This is a genomic window from Lewinellaceae bacterium (genome assembly GCA_020636135.1).
In the GTDB taxonomy this organism is placed as follows: domain Bacteria; phylum Bacteroidota; class Bacteroidia; order Chitinophagales; family Saprospiraceae; genus JAGQXC01.
The window spans coordinates 1,009,419-1,029,202 of sequence record JACJYK010000001.1; the positions used below are offsets into that span (position 1 = coordinate 1,009,419).

The 19,784-nt window shown below is 47.8% G+C and carries 8 protein-coding genes; all 8 read left to right on the forward strand.

The window, feature by feature from the left end:
* Positions 1-33: 33 nt before the first annotated feature.
* The 8 genes from H6570_03725 to H6570_03760 all read left to right on the forward strand — a co-directional run bounded on the left by H6570_03725 (position 34) and on the right by H6570_03760 (position 19,781).
* Positions 34-2,472 carry an ABC transporter permease gene (locus H6570_03725; GenBank protein MCB9318365.1) on the forward strand — a complete coding sequence of 813 codons (2,439 nt, stop codon included), beginning with the start codon at positions 34-36 and terminating at the stop codon, positions 2,470-2,472.
* 173 nt (positions 2,473-2,645) lie between these two features.
* Positions 2,646-5,060 carry an ABC transporter permease gene (locus tag H6570_03730; GenBank protein ID MCB9318366.1) on the forward strand — a complete coding sequence of 805 codons (2,415 nt, stop codon included), beginning with the start codon at positions 2,646-2,648 and terminating at the stop codon, positions 5,058-5,060.
* Between the two features lie 11 nt (positions 5,061-5,071).
* On the forward strand, positions 5,072-7,471 hold the full coding sequence (locus tag H6570_03735) for an ABC transporter permease (GenBank protein ID MCB9318367.1): 2,400 nt from the start codon (positions 5,072-5,074) through the stop codon (positions 7,469-7,471).
* A 78-nt stretch (positions 7,472-7,549) separates the two neighbouring features.
* Positions 7,550-9,976 carry an ABC transporter permease gene (locus tag H6570_03740; GenBank protein MCB9318368.1) on the forward strand — a complete coding sequence of 809 codons (2,427 nt, stop codon included), beginning with the start codon at positions 7,550-7,552 and terminating at the stop codon, positions 9,974-9,976.
* A 31-nt stretch (positions 9,977-10,007) separates the two neighbouring features.
* Positions 10,008-12,422 carry an ABC transporter permease gene (locus H6570_03745; GenBank protein MCB9318369.1) on the forward strand — a complete coding sequence of 805 codons (2,415 nt, stop codon included), beginning with the start codon at positions 10,008-10,010 and terminating at the stop codon, positions 12,420-12,422.
* 31 nt (positions 12,423-12,453) lie between these two features.
* Positions 12,454-14,838 carry an ABC transporter permease gene (locus H6570_03750; GenBank protein ID MCB9318370.1) on the forward strand — a complete coding sequence of 795 codons (2,385 nt, stop codon included), beginning with the start codon at positions 12,454-12,456 and terminating at the stop codon, positions 14,836-14,838.
* Positions 14,839-14,865: 27 nt separating this feature from the next.
* A complete protein-coding gene (locus tag H6570_03755) occupies positions 14,866-17,298 on the forward strand; it encodes an ABC transporter permease (protein MCB9318371.1) in 2,433 nt (810 codons plus the stop codon).
* A gap of 23 nt (positions 17,299-17,321) precedes the next feature.
* Positions 17,322-19,781 (forward strand): ABC transporter permease, encoded by a 2,460-nt coding sequence (locus H6570_03760; protein MCB9318372.1) that lies wholly within the window; start codon positions 17,322-17,324, stop codon positions 19,779-19,781.
* The last annotated feature ends 3 nt before the right edge of the window (positions 19,782-19,784 follow it).

A 19,784-nucleotide genomic window follows, 5' to 3' on the forward strand; every position in this document is an offset into this window, starting at 1 on the left:
CATAAATGATTTTAATTAATTGAATTCAGGATTATGTTCAAAAATTATTTATCGGTAGCACTGCGGAGTTTCATGCGCAATAAGGTATTTACCTTAATTAATATTGCGGGACTGGCCATCGGAATCAGTGCTTCACTGGTTATTTTTTTAATCGTCCAGTATGAATTCAGTTACGAAGATTTTTTAAAGAATAAGGATCGCATATACCGGGTGGTCACGACCTTACATTTTCCTGATATGTTGATTCATAACGGGGGGGCACCAGGGCCACTTCATACGGCTGTCGAAGAGTCGATACCGGGTATCGAAAATTCAACCGCGTTTTGGATGAATTACCAGATGGATGTGAAAATTTCTAATGGCAATGATAAATCTGAAACCTTCAAAAAGCAAAAAAATATCCTGTATGCCGATGCAGGGTTTTTCCAGATGATCCCTTACAGCTGGATTTCCGGTGATCCGGGTGATGCCCTGAACAAACCCAATCAGGTGGTCCTAACTGAAAGCCGAGCCCGGGCTTATTTCCCTTATCAGGACATAACCCGCGCAGTTGGAAGAACCATCATTTACAACGATTCAATCCAGGCTGTAGTTACCGGCATTGTGGAAGATCTAAATGAAGTATCAGGCTTTAATTTTTCTGAATTTATTTCACTTCCTACGTTTCTTGATGACTGGGAAAAAAATCAAAGTGGCGATGAATGGGGTAGTGTCTCCTCATCTTCTCAATTTTTCGTCCTGCTTGAGCCCGGTGTCAATCCAGTCCGCATCAACGAGCAATTGGCTGAATTAAGAAAGCAACATGCCTCAGAAAATGATGTTCCGACCGAATACACGCTGCAGCCGGTAAGTGACATTCATTTCAATGCGGACTACGATAGCCTGTCATCACCCCATGGTCATAAACCGACACTCTATGGCTTATTGGTCGTTGCAGCATTCCTCTTGCTATTGGGATGCATTAATTTTATCAATCTGACAACAGCCCAGGCAAGCCAACGGGCTAAAGAGATCGGGGTGCGTAAAACACTGGGTAGTACAGTGGGTCAAATGCGTGTTCAGTTTCTCAGTGAAACATTTATCCTGGCGGCAATTGCAGCAATTATTTCTTTATCGATCACTCCCGTCATCCTGCGGATGTTTTCAGGTTTCATTCCTGAAAGTTTGCATTTCAGTTTGCCTCAGCATCCGGTAGTCTTATTGGTTGTAGCCGGCTTGATTGTACTGGTAGGGTTGCTGGCAGGCTTCTACCCGGCGATGGTGCTTTCTCGTCTGAAGGCCGTAATTGCCATAAAAAATACAGCTTCTGATGCCGCCACAAACCGGGGTGCCCTGATTCGCAAGTCGTTAATCGTATCTCAGTTTGTCGTTGCCCAGTTCTTCATCATTGCCACCCTTATCGTCGGCAAGCAGATCCGGTATTCGCTCAACAAGGATATGGGCTTTCAGCGGGATGCGATCATCAGTTTCAGAGCGCCTTACAATTATATGAACCCGGACAACAAACAATACGTCCTCAACGATCGCCTGCGGTCCATTCCGGGTATTGAAAAGATGAGCCTTGCTGGTGCTCCTCCAGCCAGCAATAGCACCAATACCACCTCCATGGAATTTACAGAGGATGGAAAAGACATAGAAACCATGGTTGAAGTAAAAAATGCTGACACCAGCTATTTTAATTTGTATGGAATCCGATTGTTAGCCGGACGCAACTTACAACCGAGCGATACCCTGAAAGAATACGTCATCAACGAATATTATTGTCATTTTTTAGGCTACGATAACCCCCAAGATATCATCGGAAAAACGATTAAACGGAATACCAGGAACATTCCCATTGTAGGTGTTGTAAATGATATTAATACGAAATCGGTGGCACGAGCGATTGGTCCACTGGCATTTGCCAGTATTGGAAAAAACCACAGCACTTTCCACGTCAAGCTGCCTTCTCAAGGTGAATCTACCAGCGCCTGGAGTAAAACAATTGATGCCATTCAGAAGGTATTCAATGAAGTTTATCCCGACCAGGAATTCAGTTATACTTTTTTTGATGACGATGTTGCTGCTTTTTACAAGAAAGAAAAGGATATCGCAAAACTGCTCAACTGGAGTGCCGGCCTGACCATTTTCATCAGCTGCCTGGGCCTCCTGGGACTGGTACTGTTTACCACCACCCAACGCGTCAAGGAAATCGGAGTACGCAAGGTTTTGGGTGCATCGGTGGGCCAGCTGGTGGTTTTGCTGTCCAGTGATTTATTGAAACTGGTCATGATCGCATTTTTCATTGCAGCTCCGTTTGCCTGGTGGATCATGCACCGATGGCTGGATAATTATGCCTATCGCACATCCGTAGGCATCTGGTTGTTTGCGCTGAGTGGCCTGGTTATGCTGCTCGTCGCCGTCATAACTCTAAGTACGCAGACGATACGTTCGGCGCTGGCAAATCCGGCTGACAGTCTGCGCAGTGAATAAATGATCATAAATCCTGACCCTGGTAAATCCGGGGCGGAACTTAATAAAAATAGTATGTGGATCAATTCTTTGAAAGCTGCTATCCGGAACCTGACAGATCAATTTTCCGGGACCTTCAATTGGCTTAAAAAGGCAAAGTATAGCCCGATCAAAGCCATTCAAAATTAGAAGATATGGCCGTACCGCTTAACAACATTAAAATAGCATTGAGAAACTTGTGGAAACATAAGACCTTTTCGGCTATTAATCTGCTGGGCCTTGCACTAAGTATGAGTGTGTGCCTCTTTATACTTCTGCTGATTCAGGATGCTTTCAGCTACGATCGCTTCCATCCCCGTAAAGAGAACATCTACCGCGTGGTAACATCGGCACACCGGATCAACGGTAACAGTGAAGATTATGCCACTTCACCCTACCCGTTTGGTTATGTAGCCCAGGAGCAATTATCCCAGGTCGAGCTCTGGACACCGCTGATCGCACGGTTTTCGGGAACGATGCAAACCCCAAACAAGCATTTGGATTTTGGCGGGTTGTTCACTACGCCATCGTTCTTCAACATGTTTGGATTTAAGCTGGAAGGTGATCCAAAAGAGGCCTTAAGCGCCCCGTACAATCTGGTGCTTACGGATAAAATGGCACTTAAATTATTTGGGGACCGCAATGTTATCGGAAGGATTATTTCAATTCCTGGTTATAGCCAGGATTTCCGCATAACCGGAGTTCTATATCCGTCGCCGGGAAAGTCCCACCTTGACTTTGATGCACTGGCTTCAGTGGCAACCATGGAAACTGAAAATAAGAGCAAGGGTGATGTTTCCGGGGTGGATAACTGGAAGGATTATTATTCAACCTACAATTACATCCGTCTCGAGGACGGTGCAGACTTCCAGAAGGTCCAGGGAGAAATGAACGATGTCGCCCGGCCTCATTACGCCGGATTAAGTTTGGAAAGCCGGGATGCTAATTATTCGTTTTCTCTTCAGCCCCTGAGTGAAATAACTCCCGGCAGGGTGCTTTCCAACCAAATGGGTAAGGGCATGCCACTTTTCCTTGTTTGGTTTTTATCCGGACTCGGATTGATCATCGTTCTGGCTGCTATCTTCAATTATACCAACCTGACGATTGCACAGGCACTGGTGCGTGTAAAGGAAGTAGGAGTCAGAAAAGTAATGGGCGCATCAATGCGTCAGGTCTTCTGGCAATTTATCGGAGAGTCGGTCATCATGTCCTGGCTCGCTTTGATCTTGGGATACAGCCTGATGCAATTGGTGAAAGGAGCATTTAACCAGTTGAGCATTACCGAGCTGCTCGACATGGATTTGCATGAAAATGGACAGGTTTATCTGCTCTTTATTCTTTTCAGTACTCTTGTAGGTATACTGGCCGGATTACTGCCTGCCTTAACGCTATCCAAAACAAAACCCATTGCAATTTTACAGCGGGCCGTAAGCTACCCGTTGATGAAAAGAATGGGCTTGCGAAGAATTTTATTGGTCACCCAGTTGAGTTTTACGCTCTTATTTATGATCCTGGTGACCATCTCCTGGAAACAGGTACAATATGCGCTCCGGGTAAATTTCGGTTTTGACCGGCCCCAAACTTTACTGGTGGACTTGCAGGACCAGCCTTACGGCAAAGCAGCCCTGGCGCTGAATCAGGTGCCTGGAGTAGGAGCCTATACCGGAATTTCTATTCCGATGGGCACCTGGATGGACGCATCCGAAGATGTCCGGACAGCATCGGATAAGGAAAAAAGGGGTGTGCGGGACTATTTCATTGACGATGCCTATCTGGACTATTTTCATCTCCCGTTGATTGCCGGTAAAGCATTCCAGGACAATCCGGCCCAGCAAAAGGAGGCTTTCGCTATTGTTAATGAATCTTTTGTCCGGCAGTTTGAACTTGGAGACCCGCATGAAGCAATCGGCAAACCACTGATACTCGGAGACAGCACCATGGTAAGTATTCTCGGTGTCGTGGGGGATTTCCCTTTCAAGCCGGCCAATTATAAAATGGAACCTTTGTTACTGCGCTATGACCCGGGACGAATAGGATATCTCATGCTGGATATAAACAGCAAAGATGTTCCGGCAACACTTCTTGCATTGGGAAGTGCCTGGAAAAAACTGGATGACCAAAATCAATTTTCCGGTGAGTTTTACGACCAGACCATCCGGTCAAACTTTAACAATCTCATGGATCTCACCCGTATTGTTGCACTGTTTGCAATCCTGGGATTGATAATAACCTCCATGGGCCTCATGGGCATGGCTATATACAATGTGGAAACCAAAGCAAAAGAAGTGAGCATACGTAAGTTACTGGGAGCAACATCCGGAGAAATCATTGTATTTCTCTCCAAGGGGTATGTCTACCTGATTGGAGTTGCTCTGATCATAGCCATTCCGGTCGGGATAATACTGGGGGCTCAACTGCTCCAATTATTTGTGGATCGCATACCCTGGGGAATTAATGTATTTCTCCCCGGAGTGTTGATCGTGACCGTGATAACCTTAGGGACGATAGGGACACAAACCTGGAAAGCAGCATTTCGAAATCCGGTTGATTCATTACGCAACAATTCCTAAAATTAGATAGCATGTTCTGGCAAAACCTCAAAATCGCTTACCGCCATTTCGCAAAAAATAAATTATACACGGCCATTAAGCTGACTGGTCTCACCATAAGCCTGACAGCGTGTGTCCTGATCGGGCTCTATCTGAATTATGAGTTGTCGTACGATGGAATGCATGAACATGCTGATCAGATCGTCAAAATGAATATGGAATATCATTTTGGTGGCGAGACAGCGCAGGCAAATGTGACCGGTACCCGCGCAGGTGTGGCATTTGAGCAGGACTTCCCGGAAGTGGAGTCTTTCGTCCGGGTTATTGATTACCCTCAGGTGGTGAAATACGGGGACAAACTTTTTGAAGAGCCCCGGTTCTATTTCGCCGATTCCACATTTTATAAATTCTTCAGTTTTCCATTGGTGGAGGGCAACCCGGATAAAGTCCTCAGTGGCCCGAATCAGATGGTCCTTTCTGAGCGGATGGTTGCCAAATATTTTCCGTTCGATAATCCCATCGGGAAATCGATGAACATAGGAGGTACACGGGATGCTACCATCACTGGTATCATGAAAGACCCTCCGTCGAATACCCACATTAAACCGGACTTTGTTTGTTCATTTATGTCTTTGCCACAGGCTAAACCGGAAAATGAGACCTGGTGGAATGCCAATTATACCACTTACCTGTTGCTTAACCCGCATGCCCGCTGGCAGGACCTGGAGAAACGGATTCCCGAATACATGCAGTCAAAAACCTCGGAAACCGGTATGGAGGATGGCAATTACGTCACATTCCACCTGGTACCCATGAAAGACCTGCATTTAAGGTCTACCGTGGCGGGCAATTTTGAACCCAACGGTGACATTCGTTATCTCTATGTATTGGGGACAGTGGCACTGTTGCTTCTGCTGATTGGTTGCAGCATTTATGTGAATCTGACGACTGCCGCCAGTACGGAAAGAGCCCGGGAAGTAGGTGTGCAGAAAGTCCTGGGTGCCGGACAGACATCCCTGAGCTGGCAGCACCTCAGCGAATCCGGATTCCTAACGTTCGGTGCACTGGTTCTGAGTATCTTCCTCGCCTACCTGATCCTGCCGGTATTCAACCGGCTGTTTGACCGCCCGTTGACCATGGAGCCGATGGCACAGCCTGTAGCATGGGTGGGTCTGATAGGCCTGGGTACAGCCATTACGCTGGTGGCCGGCTTCTACCCGGCCTGGGTGATCTCCCGCTTCCGGCCGATCAAAGTTCTGAAAGGACAATTCAAGATGAGTGCCTCCGGTTTGTGGTTGCGCAAATCGTTGCTGGTATTCCAGTTTGCCATATCTATCCTGCTGATCATCAGCACACTGCTCCTTCGTGGACAGATGCAATACATCCAGAACAAAAAACTGGGCTATGAAAAAGATCAGGTGGTTGTGATTCCGTCAGACCGCCAGATCAACAAAGCCTTCGATGCACTCAAATCCAGCTGGAAGCAAAATGCCGGTATACTTTCGGTCACCAGGAGTTACGATCCTCCGGTGGATATCCGGGGCGGTTATGATATTGGTAAAAATCCGGATGGCAGCGATGTGGTTCCGGTGACCGCTATGCCAGCGGACCAGGATTTTCTGCAAACGATGGAAATTCCCCTGGTTGCCGGGTTGGATCTTACACCTAATGAGTCGGATCTGGAAAGCCGTATGGAGGCAGATTCAACCTTACAGGGGGTGGTGCTGATCAATGAGGCAATGGCCGGTTATTTCGGCTGGTCGGCGGAAGACGCAGTAGGTAAAACCGTACGTTTCAAAGGACGCATGTGCAATGTAAAAGGGGTCTTCAGGGATTTTAATTTTAAATCATTGCATGAGCCCATCCAGCCATTGGTGATGTTTCCAAGTACCTCAGGCCGATTCATTCTGGTCAAGCTGGGTACCCAGGACATCCAGCATACACTTGGTGCTATGGGGGATGTGTGGCGGCAGCACGTGTCGCATCGTCCCTTCAGTTATGAATTTCTGGATGACACCTACCGGAACATGTACGAATCTGAAATGCAAACTTCACGGGTGGTGTCGGCATTCACCTGGATTGCCATATTCCTTTCCTGCCTCGGTTTGTTCGGTATGGCTTCCTATACATTTGTGCAACGTACCAAGGAGATCAGCATTCGCAAGGTGTTGGGGGCATCTACCTGGGGAATACTAAGACTGCTTTCCCGTGACTTTCTGGTCATGGTTGGGATCTCCCTGCTGGTGGCATCTCCCATTGCCTACTTCCTGATGAGAAAATGGCTCAATGACTTTGCTTATCGCATCAACATTTCATGGTGGGTGTTTATTCTGGCGGGACTGGTCGCGGTAATACTCACCCTGCTTACAATCAGTATTCAAGGATTCAAAACGGCCCGGACAAGCCCGGCCGGCAAATTGAGAAGTGAATGAAAAGGAATTGATCAAAGCGGTGTTGGTCTGATAACCTCAGTATGATTTTGAAATTGACAGATCTAAAAATGTATATAAATGATTAAAAATTATATCCTGATCGCCATAAGAAACATGCGTAAACATCCTACGTATGCACTGATCAATACCTTTGGCCTGGCCGCCGGGATCGCTTCGGTATTACTTATCTACCGTATTGTCAGTTATGAACTGAGTTTTAACAAGTCCTTTCCCAACTACGATAACCTGGTGCGCATCGTAAAGGAACATCAGACATTGGATGGCTCCATCGAACACAATGTCTGTGTGCCTGCGCCAGCCATGGATGCCATCGAGTCCACGGTGCCTCAATTTGCCGGTGTCAGCCGCGTCAAGGAAGTTTGGCCAAGCATAAAGATGGAGGAGCCTGATGGCGGGGAGATCAAGAAATTTAATGTACCGCGCGGTCAGACAGCCTTTTTTGTTGAACCGGATTTTTTTACCATGTTTTCGATACAATGGCTTACCCAGCCGGACGTAGCTTCCTTTCAACGGCCCGGATCCATCGTCCTCACCGAATCCTTCGCACGCCGGTTTAATGTGGATCCTTCATTGATGGTCGGTAAGGTCTTGATGATGGATAATGTAGCGGAAGTAACAGTAACCGGGATCATCAAAGACATGCCTTCGAACTGTGATTTCAACTTGCCTTTCCTGGTAAGCTGGGAGACCATGCTTGCCCATAAGGAAGCATTTTTCTTCGATGAGCGCTGGGGCAGTTGCGCATCCAACAATCAGATGTATGCCCTGATGAAAGACCCCGGCGAAGTGAATCAGGTCAACACCATTCTTGCCGATATCGGCAAGGAAGAATACAAGAACCGCAATGGCAAGCAATCCCAGCATCATCTGCTTCAACCGCTGAGTGACCTCCATTTTGATGAACGCTATAATAATTCCGGAACCCATGTTATGCTGAAAAGCCGGCTGCGGATTTTAGGAGCTATCGGCCTGCTTATTCTGATCATGGCCTGCTTTAATTTTATCAACCTGTCCACGGCCAGAGCAACCTTGCGGGCCGGAGAAGTGGGTGTACGCAAAACACTTGGTAGTGACCGTCGCCAGCTGATCGGACAATTCATGGGAGAAACGGCACTGGTTGTTTCTGCCGGTGCAGTCCTGGGAGCAATCCTCGCACACTTTCTGGCTCCATTGCTGAGCTATGTGTCGGATGTGCCCAGCGATTTTCCTTTTTTCTCCAATCCACAGATCTTTGTTTTTCTGGCTCTTTTAGTTCTGGTCGTTACTTTGCTGGCCGGATTTTATCCTTCCATCGTACTGGCATCCTTCTCACCGGCACTGGCGCTGTACGGACGCCGTAATAATCAGGCCAATACCGGTATTACCCTGAGGAAGGCTTTGGTTATTTTGCAATTTGTGATCGCACAGGGTTTGGTCATCGGTGCGGTGATCACGTTGCTTCAGCTGGACTTTATCCACAACCGTGATTTGGGCTTTAAGCAGGACCTGATCTATACGTTCCCGATTGGGATTGATAGTTCCTCGCTGTCCCGCCAATCTGCATTGCGGTCAACGTTGCTGGCCCAGCCCGATATCGCTGCGGTAACCTACAGCAGTGATCTTCCATTTTCCGGAAATACCTGGTCCAGTAATTTTAAGTACGGCAGTCGGCCTGAGGATGAGACGTACCCGGTGACCATGATATTTGGCGATGTAGATTATCCAGAAGTATTCGGGTTGGAGCTGGTGGCCGGACGTTGGGTCATGCCTTCGGATACCATTCGCCAGGTCGTAATTAATGAGACACTGGTACATAAATTGGGCATTCAAAATCCGGAAGAAGTCATAGGGCAGAGTCTTGTATTGGGCAGGAAAAGGACGGAGATCACCGGTGTCGTCAAAGACTTTAATACACACAGCCTTTACAATGAAATGCTGCCTTTGGCGATCTCAACATTCAAAGATTATTACTGGAGTGTTGGCGTAAAGATTAAGCCGGGAGATGTCAATGGTACGATCCGGGGTATAACGCAAGCCTTCGATCAGGTCTATCCGGAACAAGTGTTTGAAGGCCGTTTTTTTGATGACAGCATCCAGGAGTTTTATGAAAATGATCAGCGCCTGTCCCGAACGTGTAAAGCATTCGGGCTCCTGGCCATCCTGTTGGCTTGTCTTGGACTCTTCGGCCTTATCACGCACATTGTACAGGAGCGGATTGGCGAAATCGGAGTACGTAAGGTTCTGGGTGCATCCATTCAGAGTATCGTGGGATTGTTATCACTCGACTTTATCAAACTGGTCCTGATCGCACTGGTCATAGCAAGTCCGCTTGCCTGGTATCTGATGCATCGCTGGCTGCAGAACTTCGTCTATCACATCGACATCAAATGGTGGGTATTTGGAGTGACCGGCCTGGTGGCTGTTCTGATTGCCTTTGTGACCATTGGGTTTCAGGCCATCCGGGCTGCTCTGGCCAATCCGGTGGATAGCCTGCGATCGGAATAAAAGGATTTATAAAAAACAATCGACAAGGTATATGATCTGGAAATACATCAAAATAGCCACCCGGAACTTAAGACGCAATCGCATCGTCGGGTTTATCAATATCGGTGGTTACGTACTAAGTGCTACCAGCTTTTTATTGATTGTTTTGTATGTATTGAATCAAACAGACTACGATAAGCATCATCAATATGGAAAAGACCTGTACCGCGTTGAGACCAAACTGATCAATACGGGTACTCCCTGGATCACCGCGACCGTGTCTCCGCCTATTATTCCAGCCCTGGAAGTTGATTTCCCTGAAGTATTGAATGCTACGCGGGTTGTCGATCCGCCAGAAACATCCCAGCATATTCTGAAGCATGACAATGTGTCTTTTTTTGAAACCAAGGGCTATTATGTAGACAGTACTTTTTTCTCCATGTTCAGTTATGACTGGGTGGAAGGAAATCCGGAAAAGGCACTGATGGAACCCTATACGGTCGTCCTCACCCTTCCAGTGAAGGAGAAACTTTTTGGGAAAGATCCAGCCATAAATCAAACCATCCGGATTATCAACCGATTTGGAGACCATCCGTTCAAGGTGACCGGTGTAGTTGATCCAAAGACCTATAAATCCCACATCCGGGCTCATTTCTACATGTCGATGAACAGCGGCGGAATCGGGGAATACGTGCGCCAAAACGACCAGTGGGCCGGTGGAAATTTCATATTTGGTTATGTGCAGCTGACACAACATGCTGATCCTAAAGCGCTGGAAACCAAGCTCCCGGCGTTTTTACAAAAGCATGGCGGGGATCAATTGCGTGAAACAGGTATTGAAAAAACACTGACTTTGCAAGCTGTCCGGGACATCCATCTTTACAGCACCCGGGCGAATCAACTGGATACAGGTGGCAACTTGAAATTGCTGAGCATCCTTTCGTTGATTGCATTTATCATCATACTGATTGCAAGCATTAATTACATGAACCTGGTGACGGCCCGGTCAGTGGCCAGAAGTCAGGAAGTTTCCGTACGTAAGCTTCTGGGTGCGGAGAAACGAAATATCACAGGCCAGTACCTTGTAGAATCGTTTCTCACCGTTGGGATTTCACTCATAGTTGCCGTATTACTCGCATTCCTGCTCTTGCCCGAGCTAGGAGAATTTACCGGCGAAAACCTGGACGTGAGCGGTAGCAAAGTCGCTTTTGTTGGAGTGGGATTGATTGGGTTTTATATCCTGATTGGCCTGCTTTCAGGAAGTTATCCGGCGTTGATGATGGCACGTGTTTCTCCCGCTCAGGGAGTAAAAGGGCTGGTCCGTAAGGGGGTGATGAGCGATCACCTCCGCAAAGGCCTCGTGGTGGCGCAGTTTGCCATTTCACTGATGTTGATAATTGGTTCGGTCATTATGTCCCGTCAGATCCAATTTCTCAAAACCAAGGATCTGGGCTTTAACCGTGACAACCGCATCGTAATCCCATTTCAGACCAGTGAGGCCCGTGAGCAAATGGCCATTATCAAATCAGAGGTACAGCGTTTGTCCGCGGTTAAGGGCTTATCCGGCATGCGGGTATTGCCGGGACAATTTGTGGCGCAGGACTTTAATCTGACGGCTGCCTCCACGCAAATCGAAAATAACCTGAAATTGATCCAGGTCGATGAAAACTATTTTTCTGTGCTGGACATTCCCATTGTATCCGGGCGAAATTTCACTCAGGGAGATACTTCTCATCAGGTATTGATCAATGAAAAGTCCCTCAAGGCATTTAACCTGAATCCTGCTGACGCCATAGGCCAACATCTTATATCTGAATATCAGGGCGAGCGGACGGAATATCAGATCATAGGCGTAGTAAGAGATTTCAACCAGAATTCACTGAAAGAGGCTATCCATCCACTCCTTTTCCAGTATCAGCCTACAGACCGGAATCTTTACCTGATGCTGGCACTGAATGCCGGTGTACAGGGGCATTTGATTTCCGACCTATCACAGATATGGAACGGGGTGATCCATGATACTCCCTTCGAATGGCATTTTTTGGATGAACTGGTGGAAGCCCAGTATCAACAGGATACCAAAATTTCGACGATCATCGGCGGGTTCACGCTGCTTGCCATACTGATCGCTTGTCTGGGATTATTTGGACTGGCTCTTTTTATGGTTGAGCAAAAATCCAAAGAAATAGGGATCCGTAAAGTGCTGGGCGCGTCGGCAACCCAGATCGTAGTCCGGATCGCATTGCAGTTTATTGTCCTGGTAGGCCTCGCCCTGATCATTGCAACCCCGGTAATCTATTGGCTGATGGATCGGTGGTTGCATAATTATGAATACCAGATTGCCATACGGCCCTGGATGTTCCTGGCGGGCGGATTGGCTGCAATAATCATTGCATTTATCACGGTGAGTGTGCAGAGTATTTCCGCTGCATTGGCCAATCCGATAAAATCACTCCGGGAAGACTAAATATTTTTCAATAAAATGAAATGAGATACCAATGTTCCTGATTTATCTGAAATCCGCCTGGCGCAGTTTATTAAAAAATAAACGGCTGACAATAATTCATATCACCGGACTTTCCATTGGAATGGCGGTGGCCTTGCTGATTGCCATGTGGGTCTACGATGAATACACCTTTAACCGTCAATTTCCCAATCACAACCGGATCGCGCAGGTCTATCAAAACGTAACCAATAACGGAGAAATACAGACCTGGACTAACGTGCCCTATCCACTTGCTGAAGAATTGCGGAGCAATTACGGATCGGATTTTTCACATGTGGTCATGAGCACCCAGCCGGATGACCATATGGTAACGATTGGTGCAGAAACGATGAGTGTTTCCGGATGTTTTATGGAGCAGGAAGGTCCGGAGCTGTTCTCACTGGATATGATCCGGGGAAGCCATCAAGGGTTAACAGATCCTACATCGGTCCTGCTTTCGGAGTCGACAGCCGCTACTTTTTTTGACGGTAAAGACCCCATGGGACAGGTCGTTCGCATTGATGAATTACCGGAGGTGAAAGTGACCGGTATTTACCGGGACTTTCCGGAGAACAGCAGTTTCCGTGGGCTGGATTTTATTATCCCCTGGCAGTTTTTCTATTCCAATCTCGATTGGGTTCGGAGTAACACCGACCCCTGGCGCCCCAATTTTGTGAATCTTTTCGTTGAAATAAACGGCCAGGCAAGTTTTGCAGAGATATCGGCGCAGATAAAAGATGCCAAGCTAAAAAAGATCAGTCCTCAGCTGGCACAAAAGAAACCGGAGCTCTTCCTTCAACCCATGGATCGCTGGCACCTTTACAGTGAGTTTAACGACGGAATCAATACCGGAGGAGCCATTCAGTATGTGATCCTTTTTGCCGTTATCGGTATTTGTGTGTTGTTACTGGCGTGTATCAATTTTATGAATCTGAGTACGGCGCGCAGTGAATCCCGGGCAAAGGAAGTCGGTGTGCGTAAAACAATTGGATCAAAACACGGGCAACTTATTTTACAGTTTTTTGCCGAATCGTTTTTTACGGTCTTAATCGCCTTTTTCGTCACGCTGGTCCTGGCCCAGGTGGCCTTGCCTTTTTTCAATCGCGTGGCACAGAAGGACTTACACATCCCGTGGGGAAACCCATTGTTCTGGCTGGCAAGCACAGCGTTCCTGGCGCTGACCGGACTAATCGCCGGAAGTTACCCATCCTTTTATCTTGCCGCCATCAATCCCCTTAAAGCCATTAAAGGGACTTTCAAGGCTGGTCGCATGGCAGCTGTACCCCGGCAGGTGCTGGTGGTTTTGCAGTTTGCCGTTTCGATCAGCTTTATCATAGGTACTATTGTGGTTTACCGGCAGATCCAGCACGCCAAATCGCGCCCCGTGGGTTATGACCGCGATGGGCTGATCATGGCGCCGGTAAATAATTCGGCAATTCACGATCACCTTCCGGCTATACGCGATGCCCTGGTTAAGAGCGGGGCGGTCAAAGAAATGGCGGAGTCCGGCAGCCCCGCCACCGGAGTCTGGAGCAGTACCAGTGGTTTCAGCTGGCCGGGTAAGGATCCCAATTTGTCCATTGACTTTGGAAATGTCAACGTCTCCCACGATTACGGTAAAACCATTAAATGGAATATACTCCTGGGCAGGGATTTCTCCCGGGATTACACCACGGATTCCAGCGCAATTATTTTAAACCAGGCTGCGGTTGAATTCATGGGCCTGGACGACCCGGTAGGCAAACCAGTCACCTGGTGGGATAATAAGATGCAGATTATTGGTGTGATTGAAAACACCATCACCGGTTCACCTTATGAAGAAGTCCGACCGGTGATCTATTCCCTGACCAGTTATCCCGGCAATTACGCCCTCATCCGGCTTGGTGACGGGATAGGTGTTCGTGATGCCCTGGCTCAGGTTGAAAAGGTGTTCAAATCCTTTAATCCGGAACAACCATTTGATTACCAGTTTGTGAATGAAGCTTACGCTTACAAATTCGGACAGGAGGAAAGGGTGGGGACGCTGGCCGGATTTTTTGCAGCACTGGCCATACTGATATCCTGCCTAGGGCTTTTTGGCCTTTCTGCTTTTGTGGCGGAGCAACGCACAAAAGAAATTGGGATCCGCCGGGTGCTGGGTGCAAGCGTGATCGGGGTATGGAATATGTTGTCCTGGAATCTGGTCAAACTGGTTATGATTTCTGTGCTGATTGCGATACCGGTATCGTACCTGGTTATGGGTGGCTGGCTGAACCATTACACCTACCGGGCTAGTTTGTCGTGGTGGATTTTTGCTATCGCAGCAATTGGGGCCATGATACTTACGGTAGCGGTGGTAAGCTATCAGACAGTGGCTGCCGCCCGTGCCAGTCCGGTTAAAGCACTAAAAGATGAATGAACATTTTCAATCAGATAATCAATTCTTATGATCCGTAATTATTTTTTGGTTGCATGGCGGAACCTGACCAGTCAAAGGTTGTATTCTTCAATCAACCTTTTGGGCCTCACCATCGGGACTGCCGTGGTCATTCTTTTACTTGCCCATGTCAGGGACGAACTGACCTTCGATCAATTTCATCCCAATGCAGATCGCATTTCACGTGCCTGGGTCAAAGAGCATGCTGACGGTAATGTTTTTTTTAATACGATTACTCCTTACGTATTGGGCCCGGTGCTGGAAAATAATATTCCTGAGGTCGAGTCGGTCACGCGCTACATGACCTTTCCGGTTCAGTTCAAGGAAGAGACCCAGGTCGGCCAGGAAGATGTTCATGCCGTTGAGCCATCTTTTCTCCGGATGTTTGGATTTGAGCTTCTGCAGGGAGACCCTGACCGGGTCTTAAGCGAGCCTAATTCCATTGTACTGACCGAATCGATGGCACAGAGGTATTTCGGTGAACCCAGGCCTATCGGAAAGACGCTCAAGGTGTATATGGATGACTGGTCGGATTTCAGGGTAACGGGTGTGATGGCTGACCCGCCCGTCAATTCAAGCCTTCAATTTACATCATTGGTTCCACTGGCAACTTTCAAAAACCGGTTGTCGGAGAATGGTCAGGTGAGCTGGACTAATGTCAATGTAGAAACTTATGTACTTCTGAAACCGGGTGCGGACCGCCTTGCCGTTGAAAAAAAGATACAACCGTTGATGGATGCCCAGGTGGCGAAAATTTACGATCCGGGGGAATACGAAGTCGGTTTGCAACCTTTGACTGATATTCATCTGGATGATGCTTTTCCGGTCGGGTTTGTGCCGGTAAGCAATCCTCGCTACCCTTACATCCTCGGGGCGATTGGACTGCTTATCCTCCTTCTTGCCGGAATAAACTTCACCACCCTTGCTGTGGGAAGATCCATGACCCGGGCCAAGGAGGTAGGCATCCGCAAGACCACTGGTGCCACCCGTGGTCAGTTGATCGGCCAATATTGGGTTGAATCGGTATTGACCGCCACGATAGCCGTTATTGCCGGTTTTATTGTCGCAAGAGTTTTACTCCCGTATTTCAATGAACTGTCAGACAAACATCTTAACCTTTCCCTCAATGGTAACATGATTTTATTCCTGGGAGCACTGGCTTTATTGACCGGTTTACTGGCCGGTATTTATCCCGCTATGATCGTATCCGGGTTTAAGCCCATTCAGGCCTTACAGGGGAATAATAATACCGGTAAACAGCAAAAATTTGGGACTTTAAGAGGGTTGGTGGGGGCCCAGTTTACCATTTCCATTTTATTGATCATCTGTACCTGGACCATGTCCCAGCAATTGCACTTCCTGCAAAATAAAGATCTCGGATATAACCATGATCAATTGGTTGTTATTCCCTACCTGGAAGAAAAAAGTTTCATTGCGGACATGTTTGAGTCTGGTAAGGCACTCCGGCAACGCATCCTTACGGAGCTCGGATCAGAAAGCGGGGTTCAGGACATAGGTGTCTCTACCAATGCACTGGGCACCCCCGGCTGGGTGAAACTGGGGTATACCGATGCTCAATCACGGCAGTTCCGGCAATTTACCACGACGGCGATCGATCCGCACTTCTTACCCCTGATGCAAATCTCCCTGGTGGAAGGCCACAACTTTACCGGGGCGGATGCCACCGATGCCAATTCAGTAATTGTCAATGAAGCATTCGCCAAAGAATTTAATGTGGCGCTGGGACAGCCTCTGCCTCAGCCGTTTGACCAGTTCAGGGTGACCGGCGTGGCGAAGGATTTTAATTTCGAAAGTCTGCATGAGCAGATCCATCCCCTGGTTATGACCACGAATATTCGTGGGATGTTCATGGCTGCTACGGACGTCAGTTTTGATGATTTTCCGAACCCAAAGCTGACCTTTAAGTTAGGTGCAGGCCAGATCGCTTCGACCATGTCCAGGATAGAAAAGATATGGAAAGACCTGGTTCCGGATCAGGCATTCCAGTATTCCTTTATGGATGATTCGATTGACCGGCAATACCGTACGGAGCGGCGCCTGGGTCAAATCGTTACCCTGGCGACCCTGCTGGCCTTGTTTATCGCCTGTCTGGGATTGTTTGGGATAGCCACTTTGACCACGGCACAGCGCATGAAGGAAATTGGGGTGCGCAAAGTACTTGGGGCATCCACTGGTGAAATATTGGTCTTGCTGAATAAACCATTGACACTGATCATTCTTCTGGCTACCGGTATCGCCATTCCGGTCGCCTGGTACCTGATGCAAAACTGGCTGACCAATTTTGCTTTCAGGATCAGTCCTTCCATCCTGGTCATGATAGGGGCAGGGTTGGGAGCGCTGTTTTTGGCGTTGGTTGCTGTGTCCTGGCAATCCTTCCATGCAGCCAGAAAAAGTCCCGTCCACTCATTACGAAACGAATAGGTTAAGAAAATCAACAGAATATCATGAAAGCGATACTCTTAAATCTGATCAAATCCGGTTTTCGCAGCCTTAAGCGAAACAGTGGATATTCGGCCATCAACATTCTGGGTTTAGCTGTTGGCCTGGCCAGTTTTTCATTCATTATGCTGTATGTCCGGGGAGAGCTGGGCTATGACAATTGGCATGAAAAGGGAGATCGCATATACCGCATGGCGCTGGAACGAAAATACCCCGGCCGTTCACGTTTTTATGCCATCATCCCCAATGGTTTCAGTCAAGTCGTAGCGCAGGACATTCCTGAGGTGGAAGAGACTTGCCGGTTATTTTATTTTAACGGGAATCAAACGACCATCAAGAAGGATGGCAATCTGTATGTTGAGGATAACTTCATGTGGGCGGACAGTAATTTCTTTGACCTGTTTTCTGTACCCTTACTGGAAGGCGATGCCAAAAAAGCCTTATCCCAGCCCCGCAGTGTCATCATCACCCAGCACATAGCCAAAAAATATTTCGGGGATGCAGATCCAATGGGGCAGATCCTGGACGTAGCCAATAACGATAATGATTTTAAAGTGACCGGTGTATGTGCCGATCTTCCGGAGAATACCCATTTGTCTTTTGATTTTCTGATTGCATCGGCGGACCTGGGCGCTTTTATTCAACAACCAAATTTCGTAGGTTTTTCGGCTTATACTTACCTTTTGCTGAAACCGGGTGCCGATCCGGTCGCCGTAGAATCCAAGTTGCCGGACATAGTCGTGAAATATGCCTCTGGTCAGATCCTGCAAAACTTTGGCGTGGATTATCCTACCTACCAGCAACAGGGGAATGGCTACCGCTATTTTCTGCAGAAACTGCCGGATATACACCTAAAATCCAATCTGGAGTCAGAAATCAAAGCACCGGGATCTCTGAAAAGAGTTCAGTTTTTCATTCTGATCGCCCTGTTGATCCTGCTCATCGCTGTCATTAATTTTATGAACCTGACAACGGCAAAATCAGCCAGCCGCGCCCGGGAAGTCGGTATCCGCAAGACGATGGGTTCATCACGGGGCGCCTTAGCCGGCCAGTTTTTTACAGAGGCAATACTGGTATCGTTAATTGCCGGAGTTTTGGCACTCGGCATAAATTTTTTAGCACTCCCCGGATTGAACACCCTCACGGGAAAGACCTTCACGTATCAAAACCTGATGAGTTGGTCGTTCCTGGGAATGCTGTTTGGGGCATCGCTGATCACCGGACTTATTTCCGGTACCTATCCGGCCACGTACCTGTCCTCCTTTAAGCCCATCGATGCATTCCGCGCTCACATATCGACCGGTGTTCAGCGGGTTATCCTGCGCAACGCACTGGTTGTATTGCAATTCAGCATCTCTGTATTTCTGATCATTGCGACCATCCTTATCTATAATCAGTTGAAATTCAGTCAGAATCAGGATCTGGGGTTTGATAAGGAAAACCTGTTGAATATCGGCGGCGGATTCAACCTGGAATTCCAGCAAGAGGAGACTTTCAAAAAAGAGTTGCGACAGCTGTCCGGCGTAGTCGCCGTCAGTGGTTGTAATAACCAGCCGGGTGATAATTATTTTGGCATGTCCTTTAAACCCATGGGAGCGGACGAAACTACCACAGGCTCTGGCCTGATCATCGACGATGGATATGTGGAATGCATGGATATGAAGATCCTGCAGGGAAGAAGTTTTTCGGAACAATTTACCGACTCACTGAATGTAGTGGTCAATGAGGCTGCTATCCGGGAAATGGGCCTCAAAGATCCGATAGGAAAGACGATGACCTCCAGCGATAACTTTCTTAACCCGGTGGAAGGAACTCCATCGGTGTACACCATTATTGGTGTCATTGAAGATTTTCATTTTCAATCGTTTCATCATCAGGTAACACCTCTGTTCTTAATTCATGATACCCGCAGTTTCCGCCCTGGCGTGGATGGTGTAATAACCGTTCGTCTGGCGGGTGGGAATATTCCGGCTACAGTAGAAACCATCCGGAAGATGTGGAATAAAATGGTGCCTGAAGTACCATTTTCGTATACCTTCCTGGATGACGACTGGTCAAAACTGTACACCAGTGAAATGACCATGCGCAAAGTCTTCGGCGTCTTTTGTCTCATCGCCATCTTCATTGCATGCCTCGGATTATTTGCTCTGGCAGCCTACACGATTGAAAAACGGGCCAAAGAAATAGGCATTCGCAAGGTCCTGGGAGCGTCCGATGAAACCATTGTCGGATTGTTGTCCAAAGACTTCCTCAGGCTGGTATTGATTGCAATTGTGCTGGCCAGCCCGATAGCCTGGTATGTGATGCATCAATGGTTACAGGGTTTTGCCTACCGGATTCCCATTCACTGGTGGGTTTTTCTCCTGGCGGGTGGTGCAGCTGTGCTGATTGCATTTCTCACGGTGAGTTTTCAAAGCATAAAAGCGGCAATGAACAGTCCGATCAAATCATTACGGAGTGAATAGTCC